The 14,130-nt window shown below is 67.1% G+C and carries 9 protein-coding genes and 2 pseudogenes; all 11 read left to right on the forward strand.

All coding sequences use genetic code 11. From position 1 onward, the window contains the following. Positions 1-4: 4 nt before the first annotated feature. A pseudogene (locus tag ACAM58_RS03305) lies at positions 5-1,755 on the forward strand (type VI secretion system Vgr family protein); the annotation flags it as partial. A gap of 304 nt (positions 1,756-2,059) precedes the next feature. Further along, a pseudogene (locus ACAM58_RS03310) lies at positions 2,060-2,932 on the forward strand (pentapeptide repeat-containing protein); the annotation flags it as partial. An 82-nt stretch (positions 2,933-3,014) separates the two neighbouring features. Further along, positions 3,015-5,627 carry a DUF2169 domain-containing protein gene (locus ACAM58_RS03315; RefSeq protein ID WP_369664147.1) on the forward strand — a complete coding sequence of 871 codons (2,613 nt, stop codon included), beginning with the start codon at positions 3,015-3,017 and terminating at the stop codon, positions 5,625-5,627. Position 5,628: 1 nt separating this feature from the next. Next, complete coding sequence (locus tag ACAM58_RS03320) at positions 5,629-6,696, forward strand: pentapeptide repeat-containing protein (protein WP_369664148.1); 1,068 nt, start codon at positions 5,629-5,631, stop codon at positions 6,694-6,696. A gap of 67 nt (positions 6,697-6,763) precedes the next feature. Then, on the forward strand, positions 6,764-7,450 hold the full coding sequence (locus ACAM58_RS03325) for a DUF3540 domain-containing protein (RefSeq protein ID WP_369664149.1): 687 nt from the start codon (positions 6,764-6,766) through the stop codon (positions 7,448-7,450). Positions 7,451-7,462: 12 nt separating this feature from the next. Continuing rightward, the gene (locus tag ACAM58_RS03330) at positions 7,463-7,858 is read left to right on the forward strand and encodes a DUF4150 domain-containing protein (protein ID WP_012745698.1); all 396 of its coding nucleotides are present in this window, start codon (positions 7,463-7,465) and stop codon (positions 7,856-7,858) included. 87 nt (positions 7,859-7,945) lie between these two features. Continuing rightward, on the forward strand, positions 7,946-10,324 hold the full coding sequence (locus ACAM58_RS03335) for a type VI secretion system Vgr family protein (RefSeq protein ID WP_369664150.1): 2,379 nt from the start codon (positions 7,946-7,948) through the stop codon (positions 10,322-10,324). A 21-nt stretch (positions 10,325-10,345) separates the two neighbouring features. Further along, positions 10,346-10,828 carry a DUF6484 domain-containing protein gene (locus tag ACAM58_RS03340; RefSeq protein ID WP_307592867.1) on the forward strand — a complete coding sequence of 161 codons (483 nt, stop codon included), beginning with the start codon at positions 10,346-10,348 and terminating at the stop codon, positions 10,826-10,828. Between the two features lie 16 nt (positions 10,829-10,844). Next, positions 10,845-11,966, forward strand: coding sequence for a DUF2169 domain-containing protein (locus ACAM58_RS03345; protein WP_369664151.1), 1,122 nt, complete (start codon positions 10,845-10,847; stop codon positions 11,964-11,966). Next, complete coding sequence (locus ACAM58_RS03350) at positions 11,963-12,994, forward strand: hypothetical protein (RefSeq protein ID WP_369664152.1); 1,032 nt, start codon at positions 11,963-11,965, stop codon at positions 12,992-12,994. The genes ACAM58_RS03345 and ACAM58_RS03350 overlap by 4 nt, the downstream gene beginning before the upstream one ends. Beyond that, on the forward strand, positions 12,991-14,121 hold the full coding sequence (locus ACAM58_RS03355; RefSeq protein ID WP_307592864.1) for a PAAR-like domain-containing protein: 1,131 nt from the start codon (positions 12,991-12,993) through the stop codon (positions 14,119-14,121). Before ACAM58_RS03350 ends, ACAM58_RS03355 begins: the two co-directional genes overlap by 4 nt. The last annotated feature ends 9 nt before the right edge of the window (positions 14,122-14,130 follow it).

Raw genomic sequence — 14,130 nt, forward strand, 5'->3', positions numbered from 1 at the left:
AAAAATGGCCGATCACGAGTTCCGCATCGAGACAGATTCACCCGCCAAGGACGACCTGATGTTCTGGCGCATCGTGGGCCACGAGGCGCTGGCGCGTCCGTCGGCCTACGAGCTCACGGTGCTGTCGAAGAACAAGGCGCTCGATGCCAAGGACATTCTCGGCCGCGCCTTCGACGTGGTCATCCAGTTCCAGGACAAGGACGGCGGCGTGCACGAGCGCCACTGCCAGGGCCATGCGGTGCGCTTCGTGCGGGCCGGGCATGTGGGAAGGCATTTCGAATACCGCATCACGCTGCGCTCGTGGTTCTGGCTGCTCACCAAGCGCACCAACTCGCGCATCCTGCAGGACAAGAAGGTGCTCGAGGTGCTCGACGCGGTCTTCGAAGACAGCCCGATCAAGCGCTTCAAGAAGACCAAGGCCGGCAACGTCATCGGCACCCACACGCCCCGGCGCTACTGCGTGCAGCACCAGGAGAACGACTACCAGTTCCTCTCGCGCCTGCTGGAGGACGAAGGCATCTACTACTGGTTCGACGCGCACGACGCGCCCGGCACCATGCACCTGTCGGACGCGAGCGACCTGGCGCACGAGAAGCTGCCGGTGGAAGGCACGCTGCGCTACATGTCCAGCGACGCGAGCGAGGCGCGCCACAACGAGATCTCGCGCTGGGTGAGCGCACGCCAGTTCGACACCGGCAAGCAGGCCTCGCGCGACAGCGACTTCAAGGCGATCAAGAAGAAGCTGGCTGCCACCATCGACGTGAAGGACGACCACGAACTCGCCGACTTCGAGGAGTTCGAATTCCCGGGCGGCTACTTCACGGGCGACGACGGCGAGAACCGCACCAAGCTGCGCGGCGACGAGCTCAACGCGCGCCGCGACCGCCACTGGGCGCTGACCACCTGGCCCGACGTGGCCGCGGGGCGCAGCTTCAAGTTCGAGGGCGACCCCGACGGCACGCGCAACGGCGACTACGTGATCGCGGCCTGCACCTTCATGGCAAGCCACCCTGGCTATGAAAGCGTGGGCGCCGGCACGGCCGTTCCACAGGACCTGCGCACGGCGCTGGCCGGCGTGCTGCGCGACGATGCGGTGAACGCCGACACGCTGCAGGTGCTGGAAGACCTGATCGCCAGCACGCCGATGCTCAGCACCTCGCAGCCGGGCACCAGCGCATTCCTGATCACCGCGATACCGATGGAGCGGGCCTACCGGCCGCCGCGCCTCACGCCGCGCGTGACCATGCCCGGTCCGCAGACGGCCATCGTGGTCGGCCCCGCGGGCGACGAGCTGCACGTGGACGAGCACGGCCGCGTGAAGGTGCACTTCCACTGGGACCGCTACGACGAGAGCAACGAGAAGTCGACCTGCTGGGTGCGCGTGTCGCAGCCCTGGAGCGGCAAGGGCTGGGGCGGGTACTTCATTCCGCGCATCGGCCAGGAGGTGATCGTCGACTTCATCAACGGCGACCCCGACCGGCCGATCATCGTGGGCCGCGTCTACAACGACGACCAGCCCATTCCTACAAGTCGCCCACGCAGAGCGGCTTCAAGACCCGCTCCACGCCCGGCGGCGGTCCCGCGAACTACAACGAGATCATGTTCGAGGACAAGAAGGGCGAGGAGAACATCAACATCCATGCGGAGCGCAACATGAGCCGCAGCGTGGAGCGCGACGATTCCACCACCGTGGGCCGCGACCAGAGCCTGGTGGTCGAGCGCGACCAGAGCGGCATCGTCCAGCGTGACCAGAGCCTGGCCGTCACGCGCAACCGCAGCATCCACGTCAAGAACAACGAGTCGCACATCGTCGACGTCAACCAGAGCCTGAAGGTCATCGGCAACCAGGAAAACAAGATCGTCGGCAACCAGGTCACCACGGTGGACGGCGTGCACCAGGTCGAGGCCAAGGGCGACATCCGCACCAAGACCTCGGGCAACCGCATCGACCACACCACAGGCAATGAAACGCGCAAGGTAAGCGGCAACCAGACCTTCACCGTCTCCGGAAACATGGGCTTCAGGCGGCCACCATCGTGATGGAAACGCCGCACTTCGAATGGAAGATCACCGGTGCCAATTCCGCGGTGATGGCGGTGCCCAGCGGCCCCTACTCGATCATGGCGAACAAGTTCAGCGTGCTGAGCAACACGGACGCCTCGATCCTGGCGGTTGGCAAGATCAACCAGACGTCGATCGAGAACAACGTCACGGTCATGGGGAACAACAACAGCGGCTACGTCGGCATGGCGAGCGAGACGAACATGGGGCTGGCCCGCAGCACCTTTCTCGGCGTGGCCATCGACACCTTCATGGGTGCGAGCATCAGCAACACGCTGGCGCTGCAGTTCGAGGCGGTGGCCGCCGCCAAGCTGAGCATCGCGGTGGGGCCGCACATCGAGATGAATTCGATGAAGATGTACGTGCCCGGTGGAGGGGCCGCCGGCGGCGGCGCCACGGTGCTGAGCGAGGGCGCGGAGTTCCTGGCGATCGTCGGCGTGCTGGAAGGGGTGAACGTGGGCTTCATGTCCTCCGTCATCGGGTTCGCCGAGCTGTCGGACCAGTACAGCGATGCCAAGGCGGAACTGGCGCAGGCGGCCCGGGATGCCGCCGCTGCCGGGCACCCGGGCCTGGCCGCGCGCCTGAACCGCCTGGCCACCGACGGCGCGGGCACCATGGACAAGGACGCGCCGACGAGCACCCAGAACACCCGGGGCGACGCCTTCTCATCGGACTACGACCCCTTTGCCGTGCCCGACGGCGGATCTTCCAGCGATCCATCCGCCGGCGGCGACGGGCCGACCTCGTCGGAGCCCAGCTCGTCGGAGCCCAGCTCGTCCGAGCCCAGTTCATCCGGGCCCAGTTCATCCGGGCCCAGTTCGTCCGAGCCCAGCTCGTCCGAGCCCAGCTCGTCAGAGCCCAGTTCGTCCGAGCCCAGTTCATCCGGGCCCAGCTCATCAGAGCCCAATTCGTCCGAACCCAATTCCTCCGGTTTCTGAAACAAGCTTGCCCCCATGCAGATCATCAAGCCCCAGACACTCGGGCTCTCGTTCAGGCCCATGGCGTTCCGCAAGCGGTTCGGCCTGTCCGTGTCGGGCTACCTGCACGTCCCTTTCGCGCAGCCGGCGCAGGGCTGTCTCTGGGGCGAGCAGTCGATGTGGAATTTTCTCGGCGCCGAGATGGCGGTGCCCTTGATCGACGAGGGCATCGCCAAGCTGACGCCCGAGTTTCTCGTGCATGGCAGGGCCTTCGCGGCACCCGAGCGCCCCGAGGCCGTCGCGGTGCGCGCCCGGCTTGGCGGCACCTCGAAGACCCTGCTGGCATTCGGGGAGCGCTACTGGGACGGTGACGCGCCGAGTGCGCCGGCGCCGATGCAGCCGCTGGCCCTGGACTGGCCCAACGCCTATGGCGGCGCGGACTTCGCCGAGAACCCGTCGGGGCGCGGCCGCCAGGCCACCGACCGCATTCGATGGCTGCCCGCCCTCGAATACCCGGGCGACCGGCTGCGCAGGCCGGACCAGGCGGTGGCGCCCGCGGCCTTCGCGCCGCTCGACGTGCTGCATCCGCAGCGGGCGGCGCTGCGCGGCACCTACGACGCCAACTGGCTGAAGGAGCATGCACCCGGCTACGCGCCCGACCTGAACTGGCAGCACTTCAACATGGCGCCGCGCGACCAGTGGATCGATGCGCCCTTGCGCGGCGACGAGACCTACGAGCTCGATCACATGCATCCCGAGCGCCCGCACATCGAAGGCCGGCTGCCAGGTCTTCGCGTGCGTGCGTTCGCGCACTACCGGATGGGCGAGGGGGACAGCGCGGTCTTCAAGCTGCGTGAAATTCCGATGCGGCTGACGACGGTGTGGTTCTTCCCGGCGGCGCAGCGGATGGTCCTGGTCTTCCACGGCCTGGCTGAAACCGCCGAGGACGACGCATCCGACATCCACGATCTGCTCGGTGCGGTCGAGCGCATCGATCCGGCCGAGGCGCGCACTGGCGCGCACTACCTGTCGGTGCTCGAGAAGCGCACGCGCGGCCGCGACGCGGCGCTCGAGGCCCTGAACGACGGCGATCTGCAGCCCGAGGGCCTGGACACCGCCGATCCCTCGCTGGAGGCCCTGCAAGCCGTCATGAAGTCGCAAGGCCTGCAGGAGGCGGCGCAGTACCGCCGCGCGCAAGTCGAGGTGCAGTTGGCGCGCGACTTCCTGCAGTCGAAGGGCAGGGACCCCGATGCGCTCGGCGTTCGGCTGGCGCCGCGAGAAAAGCCGCCGACCGCCGCCGAGATGCCGGCCTACCTGAAGAAGTTGCGCGAGCAGATGGACGCGCAGAGGTGGGCGGCGCTGGACGACGCGGCAACGCACGCCGAAACCGCGATCGCCTTCGCCAGAAAGCACAAACCCGCCGCTGAAAAGCTCCAGCACCGCGGTCCGCCGCTCTTCAGCGCGAAGCAGCAGCTCGCCGAACTGGAAGGCGCGCACCGTACTGCCGGCAAGCCCTTCGACCGTGCGCGCATCGGTACCGCGCTCTGGCGCATGCAGAACTCGCTGCACGCCGACTACCTGCAGACGGCGCACCTGCAGGCAGCCGCCGTTCCCCTTGCGGGCGAGGCCGCGGCGGCGAGCCGCCGCGAGGTGGCGTTCTTGCTGAGGAGCCATCTGAAGCGGTGGCCGGGCATCGACCTGACGGGCGCGGACCTGTCGAACCTCGATCTGCGCGGCGTCGATTTCACCGGCGCCTGGCTGGAGAGCGCGAACCTGCGCAACGCCAACCTGTCGGGCGCGAAGCTGCAGGCCACGGTGCTGGCCCACGCCGACCTGCGTGGGGCAATCGCCATCGGCACCGACTTCCGTGCGGCCAACCTCGGCGGCGCCGAATGCGCACAGGCGGTGTTCGACAATGCGAACCTGCAGGGCGCCATCCTCGGTGGAACCCGGCTCGGCCTGGCCCAGCTGCGCGGCGCGCGGCTGGCGCAGGCTCAATGGCTCGACAGCGTCTGGGCCGGAGCCGACGCCTCGACGATCGTGGCGCCGGGGATGCTGTTCTACAAGCTCGACATGAGCGGGGCGCGGTTCGTCGAAGCCGTCCTGGCCAACTGCAGCTTCATCGAATGCAACCTGCAGGGCGCAGACTTCAGCGGCGCGGATCTCGGCGCGGCCAGCCTGGTCGGCTGCAATGCCGCGAACGCCCGCTTCGTCGGCGCCCGGATGGCCGGCGCGGTGGTGGTCAAGACCACACGCTTGGCGGGAGCCGATTTCACCGGTGCCATGCTGGCCAATGCCAACCTGGGCGAATGCGACCTGAGCGGCGCGCGGCTGGCGCGGGCGAACCTCGCGGGGGCGAACTTCGGCATGGGCCTTCTTTCGGACAGCGACCTGCGCCTGGCGAACGCCAAAGGGGCGCTGTTTCGCAAGGCGGGGCTGCAACGGGCCCGTCTCGCGGGCGCCAACTTCCACGATGCCATCCTGCAGTCCGCCGACCTGCGCGGCGCGGATCTGCGCGAGGCCAACCTCTTCGGCGCCGACCTGTCCCGCGTGCGGCTCGATGGCGACGCGAAGTTCGACGGGGCGTTGCTCGAACGTGCGCGCATCCACCCACGGCTGACGCCGGAACAGCATGCGGGAGGGCGTTGAGATGCCCAGCGCACTGCTGACTCCGAAACTGCTGGCACTCGCCGTGACGCTGGGCGAGCCGATGGAAGACAAGGACTTTGGCGCCGGCGCCTATGCGCGCGCGTACCTGGCCGGCGGCGTGTTCTCGCGCTGCCGGTTCGACGAGGCCGACCTGCGCGGCGCCGACCTGCGCGAGACGCTGTTCGACCAGTGCAGCTTCAAGGGCGCGCTGATGGACGGCGCCAGCCTGCGCCGCGCCGTGCTCAACCGGTGCACCTTCGACCATGCTGCGCTGCGCAGTGCCGACCTGCACGGCGCGGTGCTGACCGACTGCGCGCTGCCGCATGCGCAACTGACCCAGGCTGTGCTGTCGATGGCAACCGTCTCGAACTGCGACTTCGCCCACGCCGCGCTGATCGGAGCCGACCTGGAGTCTTCGACCTTCACGCGGTCGAACCTGGTGGACGTCAACGCGGACGACAGCCGCTGGGTCCACACCTCGATGCTCGCATGCGGCTTGGCGCAAATGACCTGGGCGCGCGCCCGGATGCAGCGGGTCGTGTTCCACGAGGTCGACCTGCAGGGGAAATCCTTCGCCGGCCTGTCCCTCGACGGTTGCCAGTTCGCGAACTGCAACCTCGGCGGCGCGAGCTTTCGCAACGCGCCGATGCGGCAATGCAATTTCCAGGGCGCGCGCCTCGATCGTGTCGACTTCTCCGGCGCGCAAGGGCCGATGGCCGTGTTCTGCGATGCCCGGGGCGAAGCCGTCAACTTCGCGGGTGCGGGGCTGCGGCAGGCGCTGTTCACGCGCAGCATGCTGCCCGGCGCGCGCTTCGATGGCGCCGACCTGCACCAGTGCCACTTTGCGGATGCGAAGCTGGCTGCCGCTTCGCTGCGCGACTGCGAACTGAGCTATGCCGATTTCAGCCGGGCCGACCTGAAAAAGGTCGACGGCCGCGGCGCCACCCTGTTGCGCACCGTGCTGCATCGCGCCGACACCGAGGACGCGCTGTGGACCGACCGGCCCCGGGCGCTGGAAACCGACGCGGCGTTGGCGCGCGCGGAACTCTGGAGGGGGCCTGCGCCATGACGCGAAATCCGCCGGCCCGCCATGCCGCTCTCTTCCTTTTCTCCACACTTCCGAGGAGTGCCTTCCGATGACTCACGCTACCGCCGCCCCTCTCGATGCCAGCCGCCCGAAGGCGCAGCCGCGCACCCGCAAGCAGGCGCCGCCGCGGCGGCCTTCGCCGATCGCTGCGGAATCCTGCGTGGGCGTGGTGGTGGCCGGTGCGGCCGATGAACTGCGCGTGGTCGCAGGCGACTTCGACGCCCGCGCGAGCGTCGCAGCCAGCTGCCTGCTCGTGCCGCAGCCAGGCGACACGGTGGCGTGCTTCCGGGTGGCACCTGACGAGATCTGGATCCTTGCAGTGCTGGAGCGCGAAGCCGGCGCGCCGCGGGTGCTGCGCAGCCACGGTCCGACGCGCTTCGAGGTCACCGACGGCGCGCTCGAGCTGCATGCGCCGGCGATCGCGCTGAGTTCGCGGCGCTTCGCGCTGGACAGCGCGCGCACCGACATCGCCAGCGACGATCTCGAATTCGCCGGAGGCCAGGTCCGCATCGTGGCCGGGGCAATGCGGCTGATCGGATCGGCGCTTTCCACGGTGTTCGACCGGGTCACGCATTTCAGCAAGCACCATGCGCGGACCACCGAAGGCCTGGACCGCGTGCATGCGGCGCATCTGGAGATGGAAGCGCAGCAGCTCGTGCACATCAGCGCGGAGCACGCACTGGTGAACGGCAGCAAGCTGGTCAAGGCGCGCGGCGGGCAGATCCATTTCGGATAGAGGAGGCGCATCATGTTCGCCAATTGCCAGATGATGGGCACCGACATGGGATTTCCCGATGTGTGCCTGACGCCCACGCCGGCTGGCCCGGTGCCCATTCCCTATCCCAATGTGGCCATGGGGCCGATGGCGGTGCCGAACTGCCCGAACATCCTCATCATGGGCATGCCGGTGCACAACCTGGCCACCACCATTCCCATGACCAACGGCGACAACGCGGGCGTCAACATGGGGGTGGCGTCGGGCACCGTGATGGGACCGAGCCGGCACTTGACGGGCGCCTTCACCGTGCTGTACCTCGGCATGCCCGCGACCCGGCTGACCAGCATGTCGCTGCAGAACAGCACCAACTGCCCGGGCGTGCGGATCGTGCCGAGCCAGACGATGGTGCTGTTGCTTGCGCCCTGAGGCGCTGCCAATCCGGCAGGCTGCAAGGCCTGCCGGGGAAGAGTCAGGGACCGGAAGAAATGGGAGAGGGGCCTCGAGCCGAAGCACATGGCCGATCACGAGTTCCGCATCGAAAGCGATTCGCCCGCCAACGGCGAGCTGATGTTCTGGCGCATCGTGGGCCATGAGGCGCTCGCGCGCTCGTCGAGCTACGAACTCACCGTGCTGTCCAAGAACCATGCGCTCGATGCCAAGGACATCCTCGGCCGCGCCTTCGACGTGGTCATCCAGTTCCAGGACAAGGACGGCGGCATGCACGAGCGCCACTGCCAGGGCCACGCCGTGCGCTTCGAGCGCACCGGCCACGTGGGACGGCACTTCGAATACCGCATCGGCCTGCGCTCGTGGTTCTGGCTGCTCACCAAGCGCATCAACTCGCGCATCCTGCAGGAAAAGAAGGTGCTCGAAGTGCTCGACGCGGTGTTCGAGGACAGCCCGATCAGGCGCTTCAAGAAGACCAGGACCAGCAACGTCATCGGCACCCACAACCCGCGCCGCTACTGCGTGCAGCACCAGGAAAGCGACTACCAGTTCCTGTCGCGGCTGCTGGAAGACGAAGGCATCTACTACTGGTTCGATGCGCACGATGCGCCCGGCACCATGCACCTGTCGGACGCCAGCGACATCGCGCACGACAAGCTGCCCGTGGAGGGAACGCTGCGCCACATCGCCACCGACACCACCGAGGCGCGCCACAACGAGATCTCGCGCTGGGTGAGCGCACGCCAGTTCGACACCGGCACCTACGCCTCGCGCGACAGCGACTTCAAAGCCATCAAGAAGAAGCTCGAGGCCGCGGGCGGCCAGCCCGACAAGCACGAGCTGGCCGAATTCGAGGCCTTCGAGTTTGCCGGCGGCTACTTCACGGGTGCGGATGCGGACGACAAGGGCAAGCTGCGCGGCGAGGAGATCGCCGCGCGCCGCCAGCGCCACTGGGCGCTCACCACCTGGCCCGACGTGGCGGCGGGGCGCAGCTTCACCTTCGAGGGCGACCCCGACGGCACGCGCGATGGCGACTACGTGATCGCCGCCTGCATCTTCGCGGCGAGCCACCCGGGCTACGAGAGCATTCCCCATGCCACGCCGAGGATGCCCATCGAGCAGGCGCTGCGCGAGGCGCTCGACGACGATGCCGTCAATGCCCAGGCGCGGCCCGCACTTGAGGCGCTGATCGCCGACGCGCCCGCGCTGCGCACCGACCTGCAGGGCACCAGTGCCTTCCTGATCACCGCGATTCCCGTCGACGTGCCGTTCCGCCCGCCACGCCTCACGCCGCGCGTCGTCATGCCCGGGCCGCAATCGGCCATCGTGGTGGGGCCGGCCGGCGAAGAGATCCACGCCGACGACTTCGGCCGCGTGAAAGTGCACTTCCACTGGGACCGCTACGACAAGAGCGACGAGAAGTCCACCTGCTGGGTGCGCGTGTCGCAGCCCTGGGCGGGCAAGGGCTGGGGCGGGTACTTCATTCCGCGCATCGGGCAGGAGGTGATCGTCGACTTCCTGAATGGCGATCCCGACCGGCCGATCATCGTGGGCCGCGTCTACAACGACGACCAGCCGATCCCCTTCGGCTCGCACACGCAGAGCGGCTTTCGCACGCGCTCCACGCCCAAGGGCAGCGCGTCCAACTGCAACGAGTTCCGCTTCGAGGACAAGAAGGGTTCGGAGCAGATGTACCTGCACGCCGAAAAAAACCAGGACATCGAGGTCGAGAACGACGAGACCCATTGGGTGGGCCACGACCGCACCAAGACCATCGACCACGACGAGACCACGCACGTCAAGCACGATCGCACCGAGACGGTGGACAACAACGAGACCATCACCGTGCACGGCCAGCGCACCGAAACGGTGGACAAGAACGAGACCATCACGATCCACCAGAACCGCACGGAGACGGTGGACCTGAACGAGACCATCTCCATCGGCCAGAACCGCTCGATCACGGTGGGCGCGAGCGAGACGGCCACGGTGGCACTGCAGCGCACGCATTCGGTGGGGATCAACGAGACCATCACCGTGGGCGCGGCGCAGGAGATCACGGTGGGGGCGATGCAGGCGGTGACGGTGGGGGCGAGCCAGACGATCAATGTGGGCGCGAACCAGTCGAGCAGCATCGGGGCGAACCGGTCGGTGGATGTGGGGGCGGACCTTTCCACCACCGTGGGCAAGAACGAGTCGCGCAGCGTGGGCGAAGGGCGCACATCCAGCGTGGGCAAGGACGACGCGCTCACCGTTGGGAAGAACCTCGTGATCGATGCGGGCGACTCCATCTCCATCAAGACAGGCAGCGCCAGCATCACGATGAAGAAGGACGGGACCATTGTGATCAAGGGCAAGGACATCATGATCGAAGCCTCGGGGAAGATCAACGCGAAGGCGAGCGGCGACATCGTGATGAAGGGCTCGAAGATTCTGCAGAACTGACTGCATGCAAGGAGAGCGACCATGAGCGGCAGGGACCTGATCGACGCACAGCTGGAGGCGGCTGCAGCCATTGCGCCGTGGAACTCCGTTGTCACGGGCGAATTGATTGCCATCGCCGATGAGGGGCAGACGCCGCTCGTCATCTTCGCCGGCCAGATCGGCACGGCCGCCGTGCGGGCGCGCAGCGTGATCGACCTGCACGGTGCGCACATCGGGAGGAGTGTGGTGCTGATGTTCGAAGCGGGGGATCCGGCGCGGCCCATCGTGATGGGCGTGCTGCGCGGCGCGCAGGGTTGGCCCGCATCCAATGCACCGGCGCAGGTCGAAGTCCAGGCCGATGGGGAGCGCGTGCTCGTGAGCGCGTGCGATCAGCTGGTGTTGCGCTGTGGCAAGGCCAGCATCACGCTCACAAGCGCGGGCAAGGTGCTGATCCAGGGCAGCTACGTATCGAGTCGATCAAGCGGGGTCAACTGGATCAAGGGCGGATCGGTGCAGCTGAACTGAGACGGGAGAAGACCTCGTGGAACTGGTCAACGCCACGCGCATGGTCGCTGGAATCAATATCGGGTTGGCGCCCAGCGGGCGCGAATCCCTGGTGGTTGTGATCAAGGGCACCTTCCGCATTCCGCGGCCCGGCGAGGCGGCCGGGCATTTCGAGCTGCACGAGCAGCAGTTGCCGCTCGTGGCTGCCGACACCTTCACCGGAGAGCCGAGGCTTTCGGCGCCTTTGCAGGAGGTGGATTTCGCACCGTGCAAGCCGCGCTGCGACATCCTGCTGTCAGGCACTGCCTACGCGCCGAAGGGGAGGCCCTCCACGGAGGTCGAGGTCGGCGTCAGGATGGGTCGTTGGAGCAAGAGCTTCAACGTGGTGGGGCCACGGCATTGGGCCTGGGCGCCGCTCCGGGCCACCGCGTCGCCGCCCGGAACCTTCGTGCGGCAGCCTCTTTCCTACGACGTCGCATTCGGCGGGGCCGATCTGCGGCATGAAGATCGCTCGGAGCACGTGGCTTTCATGCCCAACCCGGTGGGCTGCGGCTTCCACCGGCACAACCGGATGGACTGGATCGACGGAGCACCCCTGCCAAGGACCGAACAGATCGGCCATGCCGTGCGTGATCCAAGCGGCAACTATCAACCGATGGCTTTCGGTCCAGTGGGGCGCGGATGGTCCACCCGAGCGTGCTTTGCCGGAACCTACGACGACGAATGGTTGGAAAAGCACTTTCCGTTCCTGCCGCCGGATTTCGATCCCCGGTACTTCCAGGCCGCACCGGCGGACCAGCAGCTGCCGCTGGAATTTTTCCAGCAAGGCCCGGTCGAGGTGGCGTTGGGCAATCTCACGCCGGAAGGCATCACGCACTTCACCATTCCGCACCTCATTGCGCCAGTGCATGTGTTCCCCAAGCGCGGCGAGCGCGAAGACTACGCCGCCGTGCTCGACACCGTGGTGATCGAGCCGGACGCGCAACGCTTCAGCCTCTCGTGGCGAGTGGCGAGGCCATTGCGGAAGAACCTGCACGAGATTGCGCAGGTGCTGGTCGGCAAGAAGGGCAAGGAATGGTGGCAGCAGCGCGAGCAGATGGCCTTCCCGATCCCGGTGGTGATGATCCCCATGCCCTCCGAAGAGGCAGAGGCGACATGAGTTCGCCGCCAGTCGCCATTCTTCGATCAGGTCTGGTCACGCCGGTCGGGCTGACTGCGCCGGCGAGTTGTGCGGCGTTCCGCGCCAGGCTGACGAACCCGAGCGAGACCCGTTTCATCGATGCCGATGGAGAGTGGATCATGGCGCACCAGGTGCCGCTGGAGCAGCCTTGGCGGGGCCTTGCCAGGTTGGCGCGGATGGCCGCGACGGCGATCGAGGAGGCGTTGGCGGATGTCCCGCGAGAACAGTGGGATGCACTGCCCCTCATCCTGTGCGTTGCGGAAACGGACAGGCCAGGGCGGATGGAGGGGGTGGATGACGAACTCTTCCAGCGCATCCAGGAACTGCTGGGTGTCGGCTTCTCGGCCGATTCGACGATCGTTGCGCAGGGCCGCGTGGGCGTTGCGGTGGCCTTCGCGCGGGCACGCGCGTTGATGGCCGGACCGCGTACGGCACGCGTGCTGGTGGCCGCCAGCGACAGCCTGCTGTCCTGGCCCACGCTCGGCCGCTACGAGCGAGGGGACCGCCTCCTCACGGCCGGCAATACCGATGGCTTCATGCCCGGCGAAGCAGCCGGCGCCTTGCTGCTGGGCGTGCCCGAAGGCCGTGCCGGCGAACTGCTGTGCACCGGCATCGGCCTTGGCCGCGAACCCGCGCACATTGAAAGCGAAGAGCCGCTGCGCGCCGAAGGTCTTGCCCAGGCCGTCAAGGCGGCGCTGGCCGACGCGGGGTGCCAGATGCACCAGATGGATTTGCGCATCACCGATCTTTCGGGAGAGCAGTATTACTTCAAGGAGGCGGCGCTGGCGCTGTCGCGCACGCTGCGTGTACGCAAGGAGGCGTTCGACATCTGGCACCCGGCGGAATGCATCGGAGAGGTGGGCGCTGCATCGGGCATTGCCATCGTCTCCAGTGCGCTGGCGGCCTGCGAGAAGCATTACGCCCCCGGGCCGAACATCCTTGCGCACATGTCCAACGACGCCGGCCAGCGCGTGGCGCTCTGCCTGCAATACACGGTGCCCGAATGAGCAACCAGGTCTATGCCAACAACATGGAGGTGTCCTGCAAGCAGGCGGCGGGCAAGGCGATCTGCGCCTTCCCGGACGTGTGCTTCACGCCGCCGCAGACACCCGCAACGCCGCCGGGCGTTCCCATTCCCTATCCGAACACCGGAATGGCGTCCGATACGACGAGTGGCTCCACGAGCGTGAAGATCTCCGGCCAGGAGGTGATGCTCAAGAACAAGAGCTATTTCAAGAGAAGCTCGGGCGACGAGGCGGGCTGCGCACCCAAGAAGGGCGTGGTGACCAGCAAAAACATGGGCAAGGTCTATTTCAATGCGTGGTCGATGGACGTGAAGGTGGAGGGCGAGAACGTCGTGAGGAACCTGGACATCACGACCCACAACCACGCATCCTTTCCCGGCAACTCGCCCACCTGGCCCTACATCGACGAGGCCGCATTCGCCGCCGGCAGCGATCATCCGTGCGCCGCAGTAGCCAAGAAGCTGAAGACGCATTGCAGCTCCGCCGCGGGCCCCTTTCTCAAGCCCGACGGCAAGGGCGGGAAGACGATGCCCGCGCGCAGCCGCAAGGCGGCCATGAAGAGCATGTGCAGCAAGAAGAACGAGAAATGCAGGGACGCCATGACCTGCGTCATGACCAAGAAGAGCCCGAACAACTGCTGTCCCAACTCCAAGGGCAAGAAGCCGACGCCTCACCATGTCGTTCCCGATTCGCAGTTCAACAACTCGTCGGGCAAGCGCATCCGGCTGGGTGCCGGGAAAAAATACAGCTACAACGGCGCGCCCTGCGTGTGCGCGAAGGGCAACAGCCATTCGACCGGTGCACATGGAGAGATCCATACCGAAACCAACAACCTGACGGTCAACCACAAATCCCTGGACGCCAAGAACGTTTCCAGGACAGGCAAATCGATCGTCGGGGAGCCGCGCTGGAGCGTGGGCGAAGCGGAGGATGTCGGCGCCAAGGCCGTTGCCGCAGTGACGGGCTGCGACAAGGACTGCACCCAGTCCCAGGTCCGCGCCGGACACCAGGCCATGGGGATCGAGGAGTCCGACCAGATCCGCCCGACGACGGCCGGCGAAGTCAGCAAGCCGCGCAGCATGAAACCCAAGAAACCCAAGCGCCGCTGAAGCCGCGCG

The organism is Variovorax sp. V116, assembly GCF_041154435.1.
GTDB classification, from domain to species: Bacteria; Pseudomonadota; Gammaproteobacteria; order Burkholderiales; family Burkholderiaceae_C; genus Variovorax; species Variovorax paradoxus.